Source organism: Bacillus sp. FSL E2-8900, from assembly GCF_037966225.1.
GTDB lineage: Bacteria > Bacillota > Bacilli > Bacillales > Bacillaceae_G > Bacillus_A > Bacillus_A cereus.
Genome location: NZ_CP150193.1, coordinates 1,489,826 through 1,510,883 on the forward strand (window position 1 = coordinate 1,489,826; position 21,058 = coordinate 1,510,883).

A 21,058-nucleotide genomic window follows, 5' to 3' on the forward strand; every position below is an offset into this window, starting at 1 on the left:
CTCCCCCAAAAGTCGAAAAAAGAGCCTTAGTGATGACTCTATCACGAAAAATAAACCATGTCTAGTACACGGATATAGTCAATCCGAGGGTGATAACCGCATGATAATAAGGATCCATGCTCTTCTATTTCTTCTTTCGTAATCGACTTGCGTCCACCAGTATTTTGACGATTCCAAAATGCAATAATATGTTTTGCATCTAGTAAATAAAATTCATCAAAAAGTGTAAATTTAATAATAACAAATGCAATTCCATTATGAGCAACCACTTGCTTCATATGTTCAATTTGATGAAGGTGGAAGTTTTGAAGTGGGAAACTAGTTTTATTTTTTGTTTCCTTTGCTTCAAAATCGATGTATTTCCCTTTGTATACACCGTTGTAATCTGTTGTAGAAGGTTGTTTAAAATACGCTTCTTTTACCACTGCAGCACTTCGAGCGGGGTAATCTACTTTTACAATTTGAAGAGGTGTAGGCTTTTTATGTACACATGCAATATTATGGGTTAAGTAATATTGATTTGTTTCATTCAATTCCTCTTCAAGGGACATACCTCTATTACTATAAGTATGTGTTTTTATAGGTGTTTTTTGAGGTTGTGAAGCTTGATTATACCTTTTTCCATTTGGGTAACGAATGGTCATAGTGTGTCCACCCCCAACTTGCTAAGAATTACTTACAAAGGTGATTATATCAAAAAATGAAAAAAGATGTGACCTTTTTGATGAAAGGTATGATGACTTATTTATGTTTACATGGAATGATTATATGAAAATGAAACAAAATCGAGAAAAAAATTTTTGTACAGAGGAAGAAAAAGCAATCGTTCACAATATTAAAAAGAAAACAGAAATAGCTAATGTGGACAATATTTCTCGGACACAATCTTATCAAGAATATTATTTAAGAAATAGTGAAATCAGGTGGGCCTTTTTAGCGAGTATGGTTTCGAGAAATGCGGGCTGGAATATGACTGATTTAGAAGGGAGATATTATGCTACTGTTTTACCTAGAACGGTAAAAAAACATTTATTTATTCTGTACGAACAGGCTAATTGGATTATTTTTTTAGATGCATTTCCTCAGCTATTATTGTATGAGGAAAGTAAGAAGAGACGTGCACCTCTCTTTCATTTGTTGCAATATTTCAACGTATCAATATTTATGGAAAAAGAATGGTTACTTTTCTGGGAAAGAAGAGATATGAATAGGCTTATGACAGCGCTTATTATAAATGAACAAAATAAAATTCAAAAACCAGTCATTGAGAACACATATTTTAAAAAACATGTATTCCATACTGCACTTTTTAAAGTGCAAGAAAGACTTCATATTAGTGCAGTTATCTTCCCAACAATTGAAGGGAGAATGTATGGATTTTCGGTTTATCAATTTGAAACGTTACAACAGCGTATAGAACTAGGAAAAAAATTAGCATGGTTATTGTTTCATCCAATTTATAATGGTTCGTTTTATAAGTTTGCATTGCAAACTACACATACTGGGTCTAGAGAAGATTATGAAGTTTACGCAAAGGAAACTCGAAAGTCTTATACGCCAACACTTAGAGATATTTATCCTGTTATTTTACATGAAGAAATAAAAATGAGAGATTGGTTTTGTGCAAATATGAAAATGAATGTGCTATTTGTACCTGAAGAACCTAAAGGGGAAGTTAATATAACAGAATGGTATAGAAGAAAGAGAGAACAAATCTATAGGCTATCTATCGCAAATCGTTTTGCTAAAAGGATGGATGAGTTCATGATATAATAAAAAAGAAGTCCCGTCTTCCATTTTGAAGACGGGACTTCTTAATTTGAAACAATCCTGCTATGTGTGCTACAACTTTAATCTCAAAACGTAATGCTAGTAGGAGATTAAGGGTGACTTGAAATTTAACTGTTCGTAATAAAGTCTCGCTTTATGTAGCAGGGAAGTTTGGACCATCTAGCTTTGGATTGCCAGTCTCGGGTTTATTTTGTTGTTTGTTTTGGTTTTTCTTTTTTTCATTTTTGTTCTTTGCCATTGTAATACACCTCCTTTTTGTATTGTTACCATTTCTATAAATGACATACGAAATGATTTCTTTGACGAATAACAACTAGTTTTGTCATGTGGGCAGGAGTGGTGAATCATTCGGCGAAATTACATGACAAAGGAAAAGCAAAGAAGGAGGCGTTTTGTATATGGCGATGGTTCAGAAGGAAGATGTAATGAAAAAAATGGATCAAATGTTAAGTTCTCTCGATTTGCTGGAAATGAATATAGGGATTAGAATGAATCATGCATTAAAGGATGCGAGTGAAAAAATATGCAATAAGATAGAAATAACAGAAATGCATATTGAACATATGGAAAATAAATTAGTGCATCACGAAGAGAAAGGGAATTGGGTAAAGACATTTCAAAACGTCGTAGTGAGTGCATAATAAGGTGGGAAAGAAATGAAGAATGAAGCATTAATACAGTCTTCAGAAAAACTCATGCAGTATAATAATGAAGCGAATGTAAAAAAGAGAGAACTAACCGAATACGACTTTTATAAGGATATGAAACCGTTTGTAGATATGGTAGATGAGGAATTAAAGAAGTGGAAAGAATTAGCTTATAAGTGGATTAAAGAAGAAAAGCCAAAATATATACATGTACAGCAAATTGATCAAGTATATGATAATTTACAAACGAATGTGTTGCAATGCTTTGTAAATAAAGGTAAAGGTAAACGATTCTTTGAAACACACCAAGCCATTTCGTATACTTTGCAAAATATAGTTGAGCAATGTAAATAACAAGAGGGAGATCCCTCTTGTTATTTTTATGCTTCTGTCATTGTTGTAGGTTTTGTTGCGCCGTTTATTTCTAATTCTTTTATTAATGTTCGATAATCTGATATGCATATTTTTCCTTCGAGATACCAATGTCTCGCAAAGTCTAATAATTCATTTGCATTCTCTGTGCAATACCCCTTTTTTTGAGAAAACGCTTGTTTTAAATCCCCTAATACCATGTTGATTCCTCCCCCATGAGAATCTTCTTCTTTATTATCATAGCATGGAAGGGTTTTCTTTTTTAATTTTTTAAAAATTTAAACTTCCGACAAAAATAGACAGATACTCCATCACACATATTATTTTATAGGTACATATTATATATGTAGAAACTTATGTGAAGGAGGAGAGAATGCATGTTTCAACAACCTAACTTATATCAGCAAACGAATCCATATGCACAGCAAAATATGTACCAATATAATACGGATACATATTTACGGTATAATATGTATCCTTTCGAGCCTTATTATGGAAATCAAAATTATTATCAACCGTTTGAAGTGTCCTTTATGAATCAAGCTCAACAACCACAACAGCAGCAACCTTATGTGAATCAAGCTCAACAACCACAACAGCAGCAACCTTATGTGAATCAAGCTCAACAATCACAAGCTCAGCAACCATACATGAATCAACCACAGCAGCAGCCTTATATGAATTCGCAATATTATATGCCACCACCATCGCCGTATGCTAATCAACAAGCGATGTTTTATCCACCAAAACAACCGTACCCGACGCAGGGTAAGCAAAAGCAACAACAGCCAAGTCAGTTTTCTAGTTTTGTTTCTCAATTTAAAACATCAGATGGTAACTATGATGTAAATAAAATGATGAATACAGCTGGACAAATGATGAATGCGATGAATCAAGTGACAGGTATTGTAAAGCAAGTTGGAGGCTTTTTTGGTAAGTGATGTTGAAGGATTGTCTATAAAAACAATGTAAATGAAATAAAGGACTAGACAAATTTCCTTGTAATAAATGGGTATATATAACAAACGGCTTTCTCTCTTTTCTCATACTGTAAAGTGTAATCAGATTTTTTTAACGAGAGAGGAGAGAAAAAACTATGCATCATTGTCATCCTTGCTTTGGAGGGCATAAGCCTACAGGACCTATTTGTACGACTGCTCCTGTCATTCATCCGACGAAACAATGCGTAACACACTCTTTTTCAACAACGGTGGTGCCACACATTTTCCCAACACATACAACACATGTACATCATCAACAAATTAAAAACCAAAACTTCTTCCCGCAAACAAATTCAAATGTAAATGTTGTGGACCCAATCGACCCAGGATTCGGTGGCGGATGTGGACCGTGTGGCCATGGTCATCATCATCACCACCACGGTCATCAAATATCTCCATTTGGGCCAGGACCGAATGTATCACCGTTTGGACCAGGACCAAATGTATCACCGTTTTTACCAAACAATGTATCACCAGTAGGTCCAAATATCGGACCAAACGTTGGTGGAATATTTAAAAAGTAAATGATATGTTAGAACTAGCGAAATGCTAGTTCTTTTTTTGTAATTGGAGTGTTGATATGAAAGTTATTGCAGTAACAGGATATAAGCCATTTGAACTTGGAATATTTAAAAATGATCATCCAGGAGTAGAGTGTATAAAGAAAGCATTACACCGTAAATTACTCACTTTTGTAGAAGATGGTTTAGAATGGGTTATAATAAGCGGCCAATTAGGTGTAGAATTATGGGCTGCTGAAGTTGTTTTTGAAATGCAAGTAGAATATCCTGATTTAAAATTAGCGGTATTCACTCCGTTTTTAGAACAAGAAGAAAATTGGAAAGAAGATAATCGTGAATATTACGAATTTATTCTTTCTCAAGCAGACCATGTTGATAGTATCACGAAACGGAAGTATGAAAGCCCAGAGCAATTTAAATTAAAAAATCAATTTTTTATTGAAAAAAGTGATGCGCTTTTAGCGGTATACGATGAAGAAAAACCAGGAAGTCCCAAATATATTGTAGAATCAGCAAAGAAAAAAGGGGAAATAGAAAATTATCACAGTTATTTCATTCTTTTTTCTGATTTACAAGATATAATAGAAGAGGAACAGTGGAATAATGCAGAGTAATATGTAATATAGTACTCGTATATATGATTGACAAAAAGCATTGTTTCTGAAAAAATTTAGTTAATGAAAGTTTTGGTAAAAATTTGAGGTGAAGAAAATGATTTCGGATAAAATTAAATTAACAGCGAAAGATATTTTAGAAAAAGAATTTAAAACAGGTATGAGAGGTTATCAGCAAGAAGAAGTAGACAAGTTTCTTGATATGATCATTAAAGACTATGAAGCTTTCCACAAAGAGTTTGAGCAATTAAAGCAACAAAATGCTCGTTTAAAGCGTGAATTAGAGGAACAAAAACTAGCAGTAACGCAAGTTCCACAACAACCTGTACAAACACCAGTTGCACAACCGGTTTATAACAACACGAATACGGATATTTTAAAACGCTTATCTAACTTAGAAAAAGCTGTATTTGGAAGTAAGTTATACGAATGATGTAAGGTGGGAAAAGGTTTAAGCATTTTACATAGAAAAAAACGTTGCAAAATCTTTTTGTTTCCACTATACTAATGGATGTCATAACGTTTGGGTAATCGCTGCAACGCCAACGTTGTAGAGGAAAGTCCATGCTCGCACGGCCTGAGATGGCTGTAGTGTTCGTGCCTAGCCAATTCATAAGCTAGGGTATTCTGGCTGTAAGGCTGGTTTAACGGCAGGGAAAAAACCTAAGTCCTTTCGGATATGGTTTGACTACCTTTAAAGTGCCACAGTGACGAAGTCCTTGAAGAAATGATAGGAGTGGAACGAGGTAAACCCCACGAGCGAGAAACCCAAATAATGGTAGGGGAATCTTTTCCAAGGAAATGAACGACGGGAAAGGACAGGTTTTATAACCTGTAGATAGATGATTGCCACCGGAGTACGAGGCGTGGGCCGTTTGTAGTACAAAGGAACAGAACATGGCTTACAGAACGTTATGAACCAACTATGAAATAACTCAGCTCTCCTTTGTTAGAGGAGGGCTTTTTATTTGTATGAAGTTATAAAGTATGAGTTAAAATGGTTAATGAGAATATTTTTCGTAAAATGTAATAATTAATAGGACCAATTGCTATTAATTATTGTTTGAATATACATAAGAGGTGAATGCAAATGGGAAAAGTTACTTTAATTGCAACAGCGGCAATGGGTATTGAAGCGTTAGTTGCCCGAGAAGTTCGCGATCTTGGTTATGAATGTCAAGTAGAAAACAGCAAAGTAACATTTGAAGCAGATGAAAAGGCGATTTGTCGTACGAATTTATGGTTACGTACTGCGGACCGTGTAAAAATTAAAGTTGGCGAATTTAAAGCAACGACATTTGATGAGCTATTTGAAAAAACGAAAGCATTAAACTGGGGAGATTATATTCCAGAGAATGGCGAATTCCCTGTTATCGGTAAATCTTTAAAATCTGAATTATTCAGTGTTTCGGATTGCCAACGTATCGTTAAAAAAGCTGTCGTTGAAAAATTAAAAACAACATATAAACGTACAACTTGGTTTGAAGAAGATGGTCCGTTATTCCGTATTGAGATTGCAATGCTCAAGGATATTGCAACATTAACAATTGATGCGAGCGGTGTTGGACTTCATAAACGTGGATACCGTATGGATCAAGGGGAAGCTCCGTTAAAAGAAACATTAGCTGCGTCTTTAATTAAATTAACAAACTGGAAGCCAGATCGTCCATTTGTTGATCCATTCTGTGGATCAGGTACAATTCCGATTGAAGCAGCATTAATTGGACAAAACATTGCACCAGGATTTAACCGTGGTTTCGCATCTGACGAGTGGGGCTGGGTAGGTAAACAAAACTGGCGTGAAGCTCGTCAAGAAGCTGAAGATTTAGCGAACTATGATCAACGATTACAAATCATTGGATCAGATATTGATCATCGTATGATTCGAGTTGCTCAAGATAACGCAGAAGAAGTAGGCTTAGGCGATTTAATTACATTTAAACAAATGCAAGTAAAAGATTTCACAACAAAAGAGGATTATGGCTACGTTGTAACGAATCCTCCATACGGAGAACGTTTAAGTGAAAAAGCACTCGTTGAACAACTGTATAAAGAAATGGGACAAGTATTCCGCCCGTTAGATACATGGTCAGCGTATGTATTAACAAGCTACGAAGCGTTTGAGAAGTGTTATGGAAAAGATGCGTCGAAGAAGCGTAAACTGTTTAACGGATTTATCCGTACAGATTACTACCAATACTTCGGAAAACGTCCACCGCGTAATTCATAGTATAAAGGCATTTGAAGGGCTAAAACATAATTGGTTCGCTTAGAACAAGTTATTAAATATTAGCCCAATAAATAAACCTCATTCTTTTTTCCAAAAGGAAGAAAGGGTGAGGTTTTTTGTTGTATAAAATTGTAATGCAAGAATTTTTAGATGATAGGGAATTACGTAATTTAAGTAAACATACTTTGAAATCTTATAAAGAAATTTTGAAAAGATTTGAGTCCTTTTGTGTAAATAAAGGGATATTTGACACTGATAAAGTTACGTCAAAAGTTGCAAAAGAGTTTTTCATTTATTGTAAGCATGAGTTGAAAAATAGTATATCTACAATAAATGAAAAGAATCGAACATTAAAGGTGTATTTTAAGTACCTAGAAGAAGGGATAGTCGAAGAAAACCCATTCAAAAAAATAAAATTTAGTAAAGAAGATACCATAACAGATGTTTTAACAGATGAGTAAGTAAAGAGTGTTCTTGAACACTTTGATAGAGGGCATTATAAAGGGACAAATTATGCTTTAATGAGAAATCAAATGGTAATAGTCCTATTGATTTCTACAGGGCTTAGGAGAGAAGAATTAGTTAATTTAAAGTGGCCTGATATTGACATGAGGAATAGGACAATTATGACTTATGGGAAGAAAAGAACCGTTGCTACTATTCCATACACACAGCCCCATTTTCCGAAGAGTTGCGGTCACTCTTCGGTACCCATATCGTAATTTATGCCGAAGACAAACATCCTTTATTTTCTCTTCTATCTCATCTCTTAGGTCCACTGTTCGTTGTAACCAACGATAAAATGTAGACCAGGGTAATTCTAATACATTACATAATTCTTTTACCGTTAGTTTTGTTTTGAAATCGGTCCATAAAGTAACTACAGTTTCCGGGTTTAATTCCTTTCGATTTCCAGATACTTTCCCCATATCAGTAATTTTGTTTTTAACTGTTTATTTTCTAACCGTAGCTGTTCCAATTCATTTAACTCTTTTGGCCCTTTTCCATAAGAATATTGTTTTCCTACAGGTTGTTGAAAACGGTACGTTTGACCGGTACGATACCACTTCATCCACGTCTTAATTTGGGAAACATTTTTAATTCCAAACTGCTCCATAATGGTCCGATTGGAATATCCATCCTTTTTCATGTACCACTATTCGAGTTCACTTCAAAATTTAGGAGGGCGTTTTTTTGAGTCGTGAATCTTTTTGATTTTCGTTTTCGTAATTCGTTTTAATATATAAAGTTGGCAAATTAGAGAATCCTCAAACCCCTTGATAACAATGAGATTTATCATGTCTCAAAAGTACCAAATTGCAATTAAGGATACCCTCTTGGACATTTTGGAATATTAAATTACTTGTTTAAAATGCGATGGGATATCACTTTTTGTCCGAAAATGAGAAATAAGGTGACATTTTCTGATAAACTTATATCAAAAAGTGTCTCAAAAATGGACAAAAAGTGATAGGTATAGAAAATAGATAGTAAAAAGAATAGATAGTATAAAAGGAAGGTCGCTAACGCTCTTTGATTCGCCTTCGGCTCATTACCTCACTTCGTTCGGTGGGGCTTTGCCCTTCTTTTACATAATAAAAATGTTTTAAATGAACTTTAAAAGATATTTTAAGCGAAATAAATTATTTAATTAAAGATTTTAAAGAAGTATGAAAATAAAAAAGGGTGGTTATCTATTTTACAACCACCCTTTTAATTCAACCTATTAACCACCAGTATGACCATCCGACATTTGTTTTACAGTATAAATTGTTTCATGTGTATCTTTAGCATCCAGTACACCAAATGTTAATGTTAGTGCAGTCATAATTCCCGTTAAACTAATTATTACTTTTTTCATTTTAACGCCCCCTTATCATGAATTTTTTCTCTTGCATTTGAACTTAGATAGAAGTATTTACTTGCCTTTAAATGATTGCCTTCATGATAAAATTTCACTGCTAATTTTTCATTATATTCATTAATGTACTCGTATAGGTTTTCTTTTTCAAAATAGAGCATTCCTGCTAGTATTATTGATTCTAATTGTTCTCCAGAAACCTCATTGTTTATCGTTAGTAAGATATTAAAGCGATGTTGGTATTCCTCATTTTTTAATTTTAAACTGATTTCTAAACCTGTTTTTAAAAGTTCTAATGCTTTTTCTTTATTATTAATTTTTGCATGTTCGCATGCTTCAATTAAAATCGCTCTATAGTTTGCTGGCATTTTTTCAGTTACTTCGGATAAATAGCGAATTGCTAATTCTGAAAGGTTTTGATTTGCATACATAAAACCTAAGTTATGTCGAACGTATAAGGTTGCTTGTTCTTCGTTTTGTTTTTGGAATATATCCAATGCAGAGATAAGACATTCTTCTGCTAATTCATATTCTTTCAAATGTATACATGCTAATCCATAAAGATTATTACAGTAACCAATGTTTAATTCATAACCATTGTATTTAGAAAAAATTTCTTTTGCCTTAGAAACCTGTTTAAGTGCTAAAACATATTGTTGGTTATGGCAACTGAAGGTAGAAAGTTTAAAATAAAATTCTGCTTGTTCAAGTTGATCTGGGATTTGTTTTAATTTAATTTCGGCTTTTTCATAATGTTCTTTTGCCAAATTATAATCACCAGTTATGTTTGAGTGCATTGCCTTGAAAAAATGGTAATAATATAATAAAGGTTCATCTGTTGGTATATCAAAAGATTCTATTTCTTTAAAACTATCTTTGCCAATACTTAAACTGTCCATCAAGTATTGATAACGGAAGTTCAATAAAGAGTGGTATAAAAGTACATTTTTATCGTCTTTTACACTGGTAATGTTTTTATCGAGTTCCTTTTTTAGTTGCTTTGCATTATTTAAATTTCTTTTTCGAATTTCTATATACCAGTTATCTAATAACTTTGTAATCTGTTCATTCCCCTTTGTTTGAACGTTCATGATATCCTCCTTTGGATTTTATAGATTCTTATAAATAATGATAGCAAGAATAGAATATAATAGATATTATACTTAATTGTTTTTCAACAAAAAACTGAATTTTCTGTTTTGTTAAGGGTAATATAAAATCGTTTTAAATAGTACATAATAGGAAGTTTATGTGTATGGAAAAATATGGTATTTTTATTAGTAAAGTGCAAATTTTATTAAAGGAAAGAGGGCGTAGGGATGGGGAATTTAGAACCATTTACAGGGGTGACGGTAACAGGGCAGATACTAAAAGAAGGATATACATTAAATTGGCGTAATCAAGAATTAATCATTGGGCAAAAAGTAAAAAGTGAATTGATAAATATTGATACAAAAAATGGAAACAGAATATTTCAATGCTTGAAATTGTTAGTGAAGATAGTGTGAAAAATGTGCAAAGTGCTGTAGTTCGTGGCGTTATTGGGAATATTGCATTAGGTGGTGCAGGAGCGTTAGCAGGGGCTTTGTCTGCAAAGAATGATTCTACATTTCATGTAATAATTAGATATCATAATGGATATGTAGATTTGATAGAATGTGATATTAAATTGTACACCAAACTTTTGCAACAAGTAGCAGAAAATAAACGTTCTGGAAACAGTGAATTCATTAACATGGAATATGATGCAGAAGAGTATAAAAGAAGGAAAGAGCAATTTAATAAAGGGCAAACCATGGATATAGTTGGATGTGGTTTTAATTATAATTATTGTTATAGTTTTTGTTTTTATTGGTATTTTGGCAGGTTAATAAAATAGTGAGATTAGTGTGCTAGTGTAAAAAAGAATTCTTTTTTGAAAAGGAGAAGTTATAATTGATGAATTTTATATCTAAATTAGCAGATGTCGAATAACCGGAAGTTATTGTTGAATTTAGTAAGAAATATAGGGGTATAAATACTGTGATTTTTGTAAAATACAAGTTTAAGAATTGAGGTAAATAGATGGCACTTGAAACACAAGCAATTCGTAGTATAAAGGAATTTAAAGAAATTTCATTACAGAAAATACAAGTAATTCTTTTTTTATTGTTGACCTTTTTGTTTTTTATTAAAAGTTTTGATTATAATTTTTTTGTAGATTTAAATAATCAATTTATGGGATTGATGGCTCATCAATATTTAAAGAAGGTCCTGTTAGTATTTGTAATGATAATGAACTTTTTAGCCTACTTAGTGATATTAGGAGGGATAATATCAGTTTTTTTACTTCTTATATATCATTTTTATTGGGAGAAACTTACTTGTTATAAGTTAAATGGAGAAAGATGGTATGTGATAAGGTATATAACAGAATTGAGCGTGAATTTATCTACTTTCTATTTACTTATTTTGGGTTATTTGAATGTATTAGATGTTAATGTGAAATATACAAATTTGCTAGTGACAGCAGGGTATTTTGCTGGTTTTTTTGTCTTCTTATTTTTCTTTAGTATCATGCGATTTCTTTTTGCTAATACAGATGATTAATGAGAAGCGATGAGATTGTCCAGTTTTGAATCAAATAGTTATCTCATAATTAGGATATAATAAATTATTGAAGATGTTATCTAATTATGTTAAGATAAAACGATGTGTCTAATACATAAATCCATTGTATTTTTTTTCTAGACATATTATTATGGAAGTAGTAACAAATGATTCGGAAAAAAGAAATTAGAGGAAACCTTTAAATTACTAGGTTTATGAGTTTGTTTTGGTGGCAGATTACTACCAATACTTCGGAAAACGTCCACCGCGTAATTCATAGTATAAAACTCCTCCAGCGCGCATATACTGGCTATTATGTAATGCGTAAAGGAGGAAGTCATATGGATAATTTTCAATTATCAATGATTCAAAAAGCTATTCACCGTACGTATGATGAGCTCGGAAAAGAAGTGGATAGTCAAGGTGCGATTGTAGATGAAATACAAAAAGCACAAGAAGAATATTTGTCAGCTCTTTCACATGAAACAGCGATTGATAAACGGTATTTAAAGTCATTAATATAGAAGAAAATTTTCCTTTTTCGAAAGGAAAATTTTTTTTCGTGAATTTCTATGTATTGCAACAGGGGAAAGCAAATGCATACATATGCGTAGCAGTTGCTATTATCTTTTTATAGAAAAACTTTTTGGTTGGAGGCTAAGGATGTTTACTGAGAAGAGATTACCATTTGAAGTAGGAAAACAAGATAATTTTTATGATAAGTTGAATGAGTGGATTGGAGATGTGTTTTACGACATCCTTCCGGAAAAAGGCTTTGAAGAGCGTGATGAACAAATTTTTATGGCGTTTCAGTTAGAACGCGCTTTCCAAGAAAAGAAAGTTATGTTCGCAGAAGCTGGTGTAGGAACAGGGAAAACAATTGTATATCTTCTATATGCAATTTGTTACGCGCGTTATACTGGGAAACCAGCTATTATTGCTTGTGCAGATGAAACGTTAATTGAGCAGCTTGTGAAAGAAGAAGGGGACATCGCTAAGTTATCTGAAGCATTAGGGCTATCTGTTGATGTAAGGCTTGCAAAATCAATGGATAATTATTTATGCTTACGTAAACTTGAAGATGTTATGAGTGGACGAGCTCCAGAAGTAATTGAAGACGTATATTATGAGTTACCACAGTTTGTATTCGATCATGGTACGATGCAAAACTTTACTCACTATGGTGACAGAAAAGAATTTCCACTTTTAAATGACGAAGAATGGTCAAAAGTAAATTGGGATTACTTCCAAGATTGTTTTACTTGTGATTCTCGTCATCGTTGTGGACAAACTCTTTCTCGTGAACATTATCGTAAAGCAGCAGATTTAATTATTTGTTCTCAAGATTTCTATATGGATCATATTTGGACGTACGATGCTCGTAAGCGTGAAGGGCAAATTCCGTTATTACCAGAAAGTAGCTGCGTTGTATTCGATGAAGGACATCTTGTAGAATATGCAGCTCAAAAAGCTTTAACATACCGTTTAAAGCAAACAATGATGGAGCAACTTTTAACGAGATTGCTACAAAACGATATTCGTGAGGAGTTTGCACATTTAGTAGAAGAAACAATTTGGCAAACAGAGCGATTCTTTGATGTGTTACAAGAAAACAAAAAAGAAATTGCCGGTTCTGATCGTTTAGAAATTACTGTGACAGAAAAAGTAACAGCTGAAGCGAAACGACTTTATGCAAAAATCGGTGAAGTTGGAGATGCATTAGTATTCGAAAGTGAAATGCATACAGTAAACACGTATGATTTAAATATTGTTGATGAGCATTTAGATGTATTAGAACATTCACTTCGTCTGTTCATGCACGAGAAAAATGTAATTACTTGGGGTGAAGAAGGTGATGGTGCCTTCACATTAGTGATTATGCCGCGTGCAGTTGAAGAAGTATTACAAGAGAAAGTGTTCTCGAAGAAAATACCGTATATTTTCTCTTCTGCGACATTATCGAACAATGATTCATTCGCGTTTACAGCTAATAGCCTAGGGGTAAAAGATTACTTATCATTCTCAGTTGCTTCACCGTTTGATTACGAAGAGCAAATGGCAGTAAACTTACTATCGCATACGAAAGAAAATGAATGGGAAAGAAAGTGTCAATATACACTTGAAAATATACAAAAAACAAATGGACGTACGCTTGTATTATTCCGTACAACGCAAGAGCTTGCAGCGTTCAAAGAGTATGTAAGTAAGGAGCAAATGTCGGTTCCGTTCTTATATGAAGGAGATCAGGAAATTAGCCAGCTCGTTTCTCGTTTCCAAAATGAAGAAGAGACTGTACTTTGTGCGGTTCATTTATGGGAAGGTTTAGATATTCCTGGTTCATCATTATCACACGTTATTATTTGGTCATTACCATTCCCTCCAAACGATCCTGTGTTTGAAGCGAAACGTAAGCACGTAAATGATCCATTCTGGGATGTAGATGTACCATATATGATTTTACGACTTCGTCAAGGAATTGGGCGTTTAATTCGTACAAGTGAAGATAAAGGTGCTATATCAATCTTCTTATCTGATTCAGAAGATGAGAAAGTAGTTGCAGCTGTGAAAAATGTACTGCCAGTAGAAGGTAAAGAATTATAAGGAGAAAGCTTGGCGCTTGCCAAGCTTTTTTTCTATTATAAAAGGAATTTATGTTTCCATGTCGAATTAAGTTTGAGGTAGAAAAAGGAGGCTTTTATACGATGACAGTTGCTACATATGAGGTAGAAAAACAATTTTTAACATACGTGAAGAAGATACAGAATTACGGAGAAGCATTAAGTTTAATGTTTTGGGATTTAAGAACAGGTGCACCCAAAAAAGGTGTAGATCAGCGTTCAGAAGTAATTGGTATGCTTTCGTCAGAAGTGTTTGCTATGTCGACTTCAGATGAGATGGGAAACTATTTAACAGAACTTGAAGCTTTAATACGTGAAGATAAACTTTCTGAAACGACAAAGAAAATGGTTGAAGAGTGTCGGAAAGAATATGATAGAAATAAAAAAATTCCACAAGCTGAATATGAGGCTTATGTGAAATTAGAAGCGAAAGCAGAGAGTGTGTGGGAAGAAGCTCGCGAAAAATCTGATTTCGAAATGTTCCGCCCGTACTTAGAAAAAATTGTTGAATTTAAAAAGAAATTTATTACATATTGGGGTTATGAAACATATAAATACAATACATTATTAGACATGTATGAGCCAGGTATTACAGTAGAAGTTTTAGATCACGTATTTGGTCAACTTCGTGAGCGTATCGTGCCGCTTGTAAAAGAAATCTCTGAGTCTAAAAAAGGATTAAAAACAAGTGCTTTATCGGAACAGTTTTCAAAAGAAAAACAAAAGAACTTTACATTAGAACTATTAAAGCAATTGAATTATGACTTTGAAGCAGGTCGTCTTGATGAAACAGTACATCCTTTCGAAATTACATTAAATAGAGGGGATGTTCGTATTACGACACGCTATGATGAAAAAGATTTCCGTATGGCTGTATTTGGAACAATTCATGAATGTGGTCATGCAGTATATGAACAAAACATTGCAGAACAATTTGAAGGTACACCACTTTGCAGTGGTACATCTATGGGTATTCACGAATCACAATCATTATTCTTTGAGAACTTTATCGGCCGTAATAAATCATTCTGGAAGAAAAATTATGATTTATTAAAAGAGTATAGCGATGGTCAATTTGATGATATGTCAGTCGATGAATTTTATGATGCAATTAACGAATCGAAGCCGTCATTCATTCGTATAGAAGCAGATGAGCTTACATACCCGCTTCATGTTATGGTGCGTTATGAATTAGAGAAAGAATTATTTGATGGTACATTACAAGTGAAGGACTTACCAGCAGCTTGGAATGATAAGATGGAAGCATATTTAGGAATTCGTCCGGAAAATGATGCGCAAGGTGTATTGCAAGATGTTCACTGGGCTGGTGGCTCATTTGGATACTTCCCATCTTATGCACTTGGTTATATGTATGCAGCGCAATTTAAGCAAAGAATGTTAAAAGACATTCCGAACTTTGATGCATTATTAGAAGAAGGAAACGTAACACCAATTCGTGAATGGTTAACAGAAAACATTCACCAATACGGTAAAACGAAAAAGCCACTTGAAATTTTAGAAGATGTAACAGGTGAAGGCTTAAATGCAAACTACTTAGCCGATTATTTAGAAGCGAAATATAAAGAGATTTATGAGTTGTAAAAAAAGAGCTGCTTAATTGCAGCTCTTTTTTAAAGGGGGATGGGAGAATGGACTATACATATAAAGTAATGACGCAAGAAGAAGCAGAAGAAATTGCATACAACTGGCATTATGAAGGGAAATATTCCTTTTACGATATAGAGGCAGATGAAGAAGATTTAGCTGAATTTTTACATGATGAAAGTAGAGGGAATCATACATTTTCTGTGAAGGAAAATGGCACTCTCATTGGTTATTTTACTGTTTGTAAAATAAATGACGGAACGGTTGATATTGGTCTTGGAATGAGACCTAATATAACTGGGAACGGATTTGGTTTACAGTTCTTAAACGCTATACTAGCTTTTAGTAAAGAAAAATATGGATGCAAGTATATAACACTATCAGTAGCTATATTTAATGAGAGAGCGATTAAAGTGTATAAAAGGGCAGGGTTTGAAGTAGTTGGAACGTTTATACAGAAAACAAATGGTAGTTGTTTTGAGTTTTTGAAAATGAATTATATATGTAAAAATGATTAAAAAACAGAAGAATCTCCTTCTGTTTTTTTATGCAGAAATAAATCATACTTTTTGTAATTGGAAGTTTTGAAATTTGGGAAGAGGATGTGTATGATTGAAGTTTAATAGTAAATAGCAAGTTTAGTAAGGAGAGACAGCATGAGTATAATTAAAACGAAAAATGAAATAGAGTTAATGCATGAATCTGGAAAATTACTTGCTTCATGTCATAGAGAAATTGCGAAGATGATGAAACCAGGTATTACTACAAAAGAAATTAATACGTTTGTTGAAGCATATTTAGAACAGCATGGTGCAACGTCTGAGCAGAAAGGGTACAACGGATATCCATATGCGATATGTGCATCTGTAAACGATGAAATGTGTCATGCGTTTCCGGCCGATGTTCCTTTAACTGAGGGTGATATTGTAACAATTGACACGGTAGTAAACTTAAATGGGGGTCTTTCAGATTCTGCTTGGACGTATAGAGTTGGAAAAGTTTCTGATGAAGCAGAAAAGTTGTTGTTAGTAGCTGAGAATGCTTTGTATAAAGGAATTGACCAGGCGATAATCGATAACCATGTAGGAGATATTGGCTATGCAATTGAAAGTTATGTAACAAATGAAGGTTTTTCTGTTGCAAGAGACTTTACGGGACATGGAATCGGTAAAGAGATTCATGAAGAACCAGCAATTTTTCATTTTGGGAAACAAGGACAAGGACCTCAGTTACAAGAAGGAATGGTAATTACAATTGAACCGATTGTAAATATAGGTATGCGATATTCTAAAGTAGATTTAAATGGGTGGACTGCACGAACGATGGACAGGAAATTATCAGCTCAATATGAGCATACAATTGCGATTACAAAAGATGGGCCAATCATTTTAACGAAGTTGTAATTGGAAATGAAAGAGTTTGCAAAACTCGAACAAAAATAGTAGTTTTTAAAAATTTGTACGTGTTTTTTCGATAAATGCTTTTCAAAGCATAAAAAGTACGTTATAATCCTTCTATAAAATAAATAGTTAGCTACACTCATATAATCGCGGGGATATGGCCTGCAAGTTTCTACCGAAGTACCGTAAATACTTTGACTATGAGTGAGGACGAATATAATTGCTTGTTTAGCATTCTTTTTTTGCGAAACTCCAAAAGCGCGTCTCTCACTTGTAACGAGTGGTGGCGGCTTTTGGAGTTTTTTTATTGCATAAGAGGGGGAACAAACATGAAAGTATTACAAGAAAAGATTTTGAACGAAGGAAAGGTTTTATCTGGTGACGTATTAAAGGTAGATGCTTTTTTAAATCATCAAATTGATCCAGTACTTATGCAAGAAATCGGAAAAGAATTTGCTAAACGTTTTAAAGAAGAGAACATTACAAAAATCGTGACGATTGAATCTTCAGGCATTGCACCAGCAGTTATGGCTGCATTAGAGCTTGGTGTAAAAGTAATTTTTGCACGAAAACGTAAATCGTTAACGTTACAAGATAATATGTACGTTGCAAACGTATATTCATTTACAAAACAAGAAACAAATGAAATTTCATTATCTCGAAATCATATCGATGAAAATGATCGTGTATTAATCATCGATGACTTTTTAGCAAACGGTCAGGCTGCTTTAGGTTTAATGAGTTTAGTAGAGCAAGCTGGAGCGAGTATTGCAGGAATTGGAATTGTTATTGAAAAAGCATTTCAAGATGGAGGAAAGAAGCTTCGTGAACAAGGCGTTCGTGTTGAATCACTAGCAGAAATTGCATCACTTGATAACGGCACAGTTACATTTGTACAGCAAGAAACTGCGGAGGTGAAATAAACGATGAAGCAGCATCCATTTAAAATTGCATCGCTTGGTATGCAGCATATGCTTGCAATGTATGCTGGAGCAATTATCGTTCCGCTTATTGTGGGCGGTGGACTTGGTTTAAATCAAAAAGAGTTAACATATTTAGTCTCAATTGATTTATTAATGTGCGGCGTTGCGACAATTTTACAAGCATTATCAAATCGCTTTTTCGGTATAGGACTTCCCGTTGTACTTGGTTGTACATTTACAGCCGTTGGACCGATGATTGCGATTGGAAAACAATACGGTGTGTCTTCAATTTATGGAGCAATTATTGCTGCTGGGTTATTCGTTGTTATTTTTGCGAAATTATTTGGAAAACTTGTAAAACTGTTTCCACCTGTTGTAACAGGATCTGTTGTTACTGTAATTGGAGTTACACTTGTTCCAGCAGCAATTAATGATATGGCTGGAGGAGTAGGAAGTAAGGATTTCGGTAGTCTTGAAAATTTAGCATTAGCATTTGGTGTGTTATTATTTATCATCATTATGTATCGTTTCTTTGATGGATTTATTCGTTCAATCTCTATTTTACTAGGTCTATTGTTCGGTACTATCGTTGCAGCGTTTATGGGGAAAGTAAGTTTGCAAGCGGTTGGAGAGGCGGATTGGTTCCACGGTATTCAACCATTTTACTTTGGTACACCAACATTTGAATTAACACCAATTATTACGATGATTCTCGTTGCTTGTGTAGGGATTGTAGAAGCAACGGGTGTATACTTTGCATTATCTGATATTTGCAATAAAAAAATCGGTGAAAAAGAATTAACAAAAGGCTATCGCGCAGAAGGATTAGCGATGGTGTTAGGTGGCATTTTCAACGCGTTCCCATATACAACATACTCTCAAAACGTAGGACTTGTTCAATTAACTGGAGTAAGAAATCGCGTTATTATTTATACTTGCGGTGGTATGTTAATCGCACTTGGTTTCATTCCTAAAATCGCAGCTATTACAACAATTATTCCGAAATCAGTACTGGGCGGTGCGATGTTAGCGATGTTCGGTATGGTTATGGCATACGGTATTAAAATGTTAAGTAGCGTTGACTTCGGAAGACAAGAAAACTTATTAATCGTTGCATGTTCTGTCGGAATTGGGCTTGGCGTAACAGTCGTTCCTACATTATTTTCACAACTTCCAGAAAACATTCGTATTTTAACAGATAACGGAATTGTACTTGGAAGTGCGTCAGCAGTACTTTTAAATATCGTATTTAATATGGTGCCGCAGCGTAAAGTGAAAGTAGAAGAAGAGCCAGTATCTATGCAAAATGCAGTAAGAGAAGCGTAAAAAAGCAAGGTCTCGTTATGAGACCTTGCTTTTCTTTTTAAGTGGCATCATTTTCCCGTAAGTACCAAGACGCCAAATGTACTCAAGTGGCCCGTATTGGTAATGTGAAAGCCACCAGCGGCTAATAAAGATTTGTAACGTGTAGAAACTAATGCAGAATATTGGTCCAACCCATAATGGAGCAGGATAATAATTTTTAAGTAATAGACCAAATACAAGTAATGTAACAATTGTATGCGAGATGTAATTTGTTAATGCCATTCGTCCAACGTATTGGAATGGACGTAATAACGTTTGCCATTTTTCTTTTTGTAATAAACGCATTAGAGTGAAAATGTAGAATATGAATAACGTTTTTCCGCTAAACATTGTAAAGACCTGCATATAAATTGGTTCATAAAATGGTTTTGATAAGAAGTAACGGACCATGAAGAACCACATTGGTAATGTTAAAAGGAACATAATAATTTGCCATTTTTTAAGTTTTGGATCTAACTCTTTCGTGCGGCGGAAAATATCCTTTTTGCCGGCGTATAAACCAAGTAAAAATAGCCCAACTGTTTCTGGAAGCATAAGTAAATTTAATCCAATTCCATCAGCGTAAAATGCATGGAAACGATTTTGTATTTGTGACAGCCAGTCTTCTAATGGCATGATAGGTAAGGAAAAACCTAGCTCTTCCTTTGGTACCAATGCAACCGTAATACCAGCCATTAGCATAATGAATTGAAAAATACTCAATAAAACGATAGCCCATATTAAAATAGTACGAGGTTCTCTCTTATAAAATAAAAATAAGAAAAATCCAGCAATCGCATAAGTATGTAAAATGTCTCCGTCCCATAAAAGAACGTAATGTAAGAAACCGAATAATAATAAAATAAATAAGCGGCGAACAAATAAAATTTTTGGATGATCTGTTTTCGCTTCAGCACGACTCATAAAAATATAAAAACCTAATCCGAATAAAAACGAAAAAATTGTATAAAATTTCGTTTGAATAAACATATCGTAAAATAGGCGAATGTAGCTGTCTATCCCTTCGTAAATTCCTGAAAGATCACGTGAGTCAACCCCGGCGATAACAGGCCAATTCACAAGAAAAATACCTAGTACAGCTATTCCTCTAATAACATCAATGGAGTGTATCCTCTCGCCTTGTGTGAGATTTTGTGTCATTTTTTTCCTCCTTGTTAAGTAATTCCCTTTTATTATACAAAATGTAAGGTGGAGGGGATAGGGGATATTTCCATTTTTTTAAACTGTTAAGTTATGTAGGATGAGATATAATAAGAGTGCACAACAAGTTTTAACCTTTTTCAAAACAGGCAGTAAAGCTCCTTCTTATAAGGAGCTTTCTTTATGAAAAGTGTTGATAATGATTCTCTTTAATGATAAACTGTATTCAAAAGTGATAATCATTATCAAAAAAAGGTTGGTGCATGAGTATGGTATATGCATTAGTAGCAGGTACAGTTGCTGTATATGCAGTTATTGCGAAGTATGTTTTAAATGGAGTAGGAACAGCAAAATGAGTGATATGACATAAAATCCCTTTCA

General features: G+C 33.9%; 26 protein-coding genes, 1 other RNA gene, 1 pseudogene and 1 riboswitch. Of the genes and pseudogenes, 21 read left to right on the forward strand and 7 right to left on the reverse strand.

What is annotated here, in order from left to right; all coding sequences use genetic code 11:
• Positions 1-41: 41 nt before the first annotated feature.
• Positions 42-644 carry a Holliday junction resolvase RecU gene (recU, locus tag NST90_RS07760; protein WP_000155598.1) on the reverse strand — a complete coding sequence of 201 codons (603 nt, stop codon included), beginning with the start codon at positions 642-644 and terminating at the stop codon, positions 42-44.
• A gap of 103 nt (positions 645-747) precedes the next feature.
• Here recU and NST90_RS07765 point away from each other — a divergent pair, with 103 nt between their 5' ends.
• Positions 748-1,773 carry a DUF2515 domain-containing protein gene (locus tag NST90_RS07765; RefSeq protein ID WP_002023716.1) on the forward strand — a complete coding sequence of 342 codons (1,026 nt, stop codon included), beginning with the start codon at positions 748-750 and terminating at the stop codon, positions 1,771-1,773.
• A gap of 151 nt (positions 1,774-1,924) precedes the next feature.
• On the opposite strand, the gene NST90_RS07770 is transcribed toward NST90_RS07765, so the two are convergent.
• Positions 1,925-2,104, reverse strand: a complete 180-nt coding sequence (locus NST90_RS07770; RefSeq protein WP_001987054.1) for a hypothetical protein — start codon at positions 2,102-2,104, stop codon at positions 1,925-1,927.
• A gap of 85 nt (positions 2,105-2,189) precedes the next feature.
• Between NST90_RS07770 and NST90_RS07775 the strand changes: the two genes are divergently transcribed.
• Positions 2,190-2,432, forward strand: coding sequence for a hypothetical protein (locus NST90_RS07775; protein ID WP_001252036.1), 243 nt, complete (start codon positions 2,190-2,192; stop codon positions 2,430-2,432).
• A gap of 15 nt (positions 2,433-2,447) precedes the next feature.
• On the forward strand, positions 2,448-2,792 hold the full coding sequence (locus NST90_RS07780; protein WP_000786939.1) for a YppE family protein: 345 nt from the start codon (positions 2,448-2,450) through the stop codon (positions 2,790-2,792).
• Between the two features lie 26 nt (positions 2,793-2,818).
• Here the strand turns inward: NST90_RS07780 and NST90_RS07785 are convergent, their stop codons facing one another.
• Positions 2,819-3,010, reverse strand: a complete 192-nt coding sequence (locus NST90_RS07785; RefSeq protein ID WP_000242652.1) for a YppF family protein — start codon at positions 3,008-3,010, stop codon at positions 2,819-2,821.
• Between the two features lie 177 nt (positions 3,011-3,187).
• On the opposite strand from NST90_RS07785, the gene NST90_RS07790 reads away from it, so the two are divergent.
• The 8 genes from NST90_RS07790 (at position 3,188) to NST90_RS07825 (ending at position 7,898) form a co-directional block, all read left to right on the forward strand.
• On the forward strand, positions 3,188-3,751 hold the full coding sequence (locus tag NST90_RS07790; protein ID WP_016122190.1) for a YppG family protein: 564 nt from the start codon (positions 3,188-3,190) through the stop codon (positions 3,749-3,751).
• 155 nt (positions 3,752-3,906) lie between these two features.
• On the forward strand, positions 3,907-4,335 hold the full coding sequence (locus tag NST90_RS07795; RefSeq protein WP_000546270.1) for a CotD family spore coat protein: 429 nt from the start codon (positions 3,907-3,909) through the stop codon (positions 4,333-4,335).
• Positions 4,336-4,391: 56 nt separating this feature from the next.
• Positions 4,392-4,946, forward strand: a complete 555-nt coding sequence (locus tag NST90_RS07800) for a DUF1273 domain-containing protein (RefSeq protein WP_000862910.1) — start codon at positions 4,392-4,394, stop codon at positions 4,944-4,946.
• A gap of 97 nt (positions 4,947-5,043) precedes the next feature.
• Positions 5,044-5,379 carry a cell division regulator GpsB gene (gene gpsB / locus NST90_RS07805; protein ID WP_000622431.1) on the forward strand — a complete coding sequence of 112 codons (336 nt, stop codon included), beginning with the start codon at positions 5,044-5,046 and terminating at the stop codon, positions 5,377-5,379.
• Positions 5,380-5,465: 86 nt separating this feature from the next.
• An RNA gene (rnpB, locus tag NST90_RS07810) (RNase P RNA component class B) lies at positions 5,466-5,856 on the forward strand.
• A gap of 180 nt (positions 5,857-6,036) precedes the next feature.
• Positions 6,037-7,176, forward strand: coding sequence for a class I SAM-dependent RNA methyltransferase (locus tag NST90_RS07815; RefSeq protein WP_000521224.1), 1,140 nt, complete (start codon positions 6,037-6,039; stop codon positions 7,174-7,176).
• Between the two features lie 119 nt (positions 7,177-7,295).
• Positions 7,296-7,637: a phage integrase SAM-like domain-containing protein gene (locus NST90_RS07820; protein ID WP_000276812.1), complete on the forward strand. Its 342-nt coding sequence runs from the start codon at positions 7,296-7,298 to the stop codon at positions 7,635-7,637.
• Between the two features lie 72 nt (positions 7,638-7,709).
• A complete protein-coding gene (locus tag NST90_RS07825; protein WP_157404505.1) occupies positions 7,710-7,898 on the forward strand; it encodes a tyrosine-type recombinase/integrase in 189 nt (62 codons plus the stop codon).
• On the opposite strand, the pseudogene NST90_RS07830 reads toward NST90_RS07825, so the two are convergent.
• The 3 genes and pseudogenes from NST90_RS07830 to NST90_RS07840 all read right to left on the reverse strand — a co-directional run.
• Positions 7,842-8,326 (reverse strand): annotated as a pseudogene (locus NST90_RS07830) (IS3 family transposase); the annotation flags it as partial. The gene NST90_RS07825 and the pseudogene NST90_RS07830 sit on opposite strands and share 57 nt — an antisense overlap.
• Positions 8,327-8,902: 576 nt before the next feature.
• Positions 8,903-9,037 (reverse strand): hypothetical protein, encoded by a 135-nt coding sequence (locus NST90_RS07835; protein ID WP_006924364.1) that lies wholly within the window; start codon positions 9,035-9,037, stop codon positions 8,903-8,905.
• Positions 9,034-10,128: a Rap family tetratricopeptide repeat protein gene (locus tag NST90_RS07840; RefSeq protein WP_001102770.1), complete on the reverse strand. Its 1,095-nt coding sequence runs from the start codon at positions 10,126-10,128 to the stop codon at positions 9,034-9,036. The genes NST90_RS07835 and NST90_RS07840 overlap by 4 nt, the downstream gene beginning before the upstream one ends.
• Positions 10,129-10,356: 228 nt before the next feature.
• Here NST90_RS07840 and NST90_RS07845 point away from each other — a divergent pair, with 228 nt between their 5' ends.
• From NST90_RS07845 to pbuX, 10 genes are all read left to right on the forward strand, one after another.
• Complete coding sequence (locus NST90_RS07845) at positions 10,357-10,545, forward strand: hypothetical protein (protein WP_231009158.1); 189 nt, start codon at positions 10,357-10,359, stop codon at positions 10,543-10,545.
• Positions 10,542-10,916, forward strand: coding sequence for a hypothetical protein (locus tag NST90_RS07850; RefSeq protein WP_283748217.1), 375 nt, complete (start codon positions 10,542-10,544; stop codon positions 10,914-10,916). The genes NST90_RS07845 and NST90_RS07850 overlap by 4 nt, the downstream gene beginning before the upstream one ends.
• 185 nt (positions 10,917-11,101) lie before the next feature.
• On the forward strand, positions 11,102-11,626 hold the full coding sequence (locus NST90_RS07855; RefSeq protein WP_001162866.1) for a hypothetical protein: 525 nt from the start codon (positions 11,102-11,104) through the stop codon (positions 11,624-11,626).
• A gap of 341 nt (positions 11,627-11,967) precedes the next feature.
• Positions 11,968-12,150 carry a DUF3921 domain-containing protein gene (locus NST90_RS07860; RefSeq protein WP_000368570.1) on the forward strand — a complete coding sequence of 61 codons (183 nt, stop codon included), beginning with the start codon at positions 11,968-11,970 and terminating at the stop codon, positions 12,148-12,150.
• A 139-nt stretch (positions 12,151-12,289) separates the two neighbouring features.
• Positions 12,290-14,227, forward strand: coding sequence for an ATP-dependent DNA helicase (locus NST90_RS07865; RefSeq protein ID WP_000493700.1), 1,938 nt, complete (start codon positions 12,290-12,292; stop codon positions 14,225-14,227).
• Between the two features lie 101 nt (positions 14,228-14,328).
• Complete coding sequence (ypwA, locus tag NST90_RS07870; RefSeq protein WP_000215074.1) at positions 14,329-15,846, forward strand: carboxypeptidase; 1,518 nt, start codon at positions 14,329-14,331, stop codon at positions 15,844-15,846.
• 47 nt (positions 15,847-15,893) lie between these two features.
• On the forward strand, positions 15,894-16,367 hold the full coding sequence (locus tag NST90_RS07875) for a GNAT family protein (protein ID WP_000386765.1): 474 nt from the start codon (positions 15,894-15,896) through the stop codon (positions 16,365-16,367).
• 138 nt (positions 16,368-16,505) lie between these two features.
• On the forward strand, positions 16,506-17,252 hold the full coding sequence (locus NST90_RS07880; protein WP_000022486.1) for a type I methionyl aminopeptidase: 747 nt from the start codon (positions 16,506-16,508) through the stop codon (positions 17,250-17,252).
• Positions 17,253-17,368: 116 nt separating this feature from the next.
• A riboswitch (purine riboswitch) is annotated at positions 17,369-17,470 on the forward strand.
• A 108-nt stretch (positions 17,471-17,578) separates the two neighbouring features.
• Positions 17,579-18,172 (forward strand): xanthine phosphoribosyltransferase, encoded by a 594-nt coding sequence (locus NST90_RS07885; RefSeq protein ID WP_000866483.1) that lies wholly within the window; start codon positions 17,579-17,581, stop codon positions 18,170-18,172.
• A gap of 3 nt (positions 18,173-18,175) precedes the next feature.
• Entirely contained in the window at positions 18,176-19,498 is a 1,323-nt protein-coding gene (gene pbuX / locus NST90_RS07890; protein ID WP_000809212.1) for a xanthine permease PbuX, read from the forward strand.
• Positions 19,499-19,513: 15 nt separating this feature from the next.
• Here pbuX and NST90_RS07895 read toward each other — a convergent pair whose 3' ends face one another.
• A complete protein-coding gene (locus NST90_RS07895) occupies positions 19,514-20,677 on the reverse strand; it encodes a DUF418 domain-containing protein (RefSeq protein WP_000193194.1) in 1,164 nt (387 codons plus the stop codon).
• Positions 20,678-21,058 lie beyond the last annotated feature (381 nt).

Coding starts and splice junctions, on each gene's coding strand:
- recU (WP_000155598.1), bottom strand. CDS start 644: ATGACCATTCGTTACCCAAATGGAAAAAGGTATAATCAAGCTTCACAA.
- NST90_RS07765 (WP_002023716.1), top strand. CDS start 748: ATGTTTACATGGAATGATTATATGAAAATGAAACAAAATCGAGAAAAA.
- NST90_RS07775 (WP_001252036.1), top strand. CDS start 2,190: ATGGCGATGGTTCAGAAGGAAGATGTAATGAAAAAAATGGATCAAATG.
- NST90_RS07780 (WP_000786939.1), top strand. CDS start 2,448: ATGAAGAATGAAGCATTAATACAGTCTTCAGAAAAACTCATGCAGTAT.
- NST90_RS07785 (WP_000242652.1), bottom strand. CDS start 3,010: ATGGTATTAGGGGATTTAAAACAAGCGTTTTCTCAAAAAAAGGGGTAT.
- NST90_RS07790 (WP_016122190.1), top strand. CDS start 3,188: ATGTTTCAACAACCTAACTTATATCAGCAAACGAATCCATATGCACAG.
- NST90_RS07795 (WP_000546270.1), top strand. CDS start 3,907: ATGCATCATTGTCATCCTTGCTTTGGAGGGCATAAGCCTACAGGACCT.
- NST90_RS07800 (WP_000862910.1), top strand. CDS start 4,392: ATGAAAGTTATTGCAGTAACAGGATATAAGCCATTTGAACTTGGAATA.
- gpsB (WP_000622431.1), top strand. CDS start 5,044: ATGATTTCGGATAAAATTAAATTAACAGCGAAAGATATTTTAGAAAAA.
- NST90_RS07815 (WP_000521224.1), top strand. CDS start 6,037: ATGGGAAAAGTTACTTTAATTGCAACAGCGGCAATGGGTATTGAAGCG.
- NST90_RS07825 (WP_157404505.1), top strand. CDS start 7,710: ATGGTAATAGTCCTATTGATTTCTACAGGGCTTAGGAGAGAAGAATTA.
- NST90_RS07835 (WP_006924364.1), bottom strand. CDS start 9,037: ATGAAAAAAGTAATAATTAGTTTAACGGGAATTATGACTGCACTAACA.
- NST90_RS07840 (WP_001102770.1), bottom strand. CDS start 10,128: ATGAACGTTCAAACAAAGGGGAATGAACAGATTACAAAGTTATTAGAT.
- NST90_RS07845 (WP_231009158.1), top strand. CDS start 10,357: ATGGGGAATTTAGAACCATTTACAGGGGTGACGGTAACAGGGCAGATA.
- NST90_RS07855 (WP_001162866.1), top strand. CDS start 11,102: ATGGCACTTGAAACACAAGCAATTCGTAGTATAAAGGAATTTAAAGAA.
- NST90_RS07860 (WP_000368570.1), top strand. CDS start 11,968: ATGGATAATTTTCAATTATCAATGATTCAAAAAGCTATTCACCGTACG.
- NST90_RS07865 (WP_000493700.1), top strand. CDS start 12,290: ATGTTTACTGAGAAGAGATTACCATTTGAAGTAGGAAAACAAGATAAT.
- ypwA (WP_000215074.1), top strand. CDS start 14,329: ATGACAGTTGCTACATATGAGGTAGAAAAACAATTTTTAACATACGTG.
- NST90_RS07875 (WP_000386765.1), top strand. CDS start 15,894: ATGGACTATACATATAAAGTAATGACGCAAGAAGAAGCAGAAGAAATT.
- NST90_RS07880 (WP_000022486.1), top strand. CDS start 16,506: ATGAGTATAATTAAAACGAAAAATGAAATAGAGTTAATGCATGAATCT.
- NST90_RS07885 (WP_000866483.1), top strand. CDS start 17,579: ATGAAAGTATTACAAGAAAAGATTTTGAACGAAGGAAAGGTTTTATCT.
- pbuX (WP_000809212.1), top strand. CDS start 18,176: ATGAAGCAGCATCCATTTAAAATTGCATCGCTTGGTATGCAGCATATG.
- NST90_RS07895 (WP_000193194.1), bottom strand. CDS start 20,677: ATGACACAAAATCTCACACAAGGCGAGAGGATACACTCCATTGATGTT.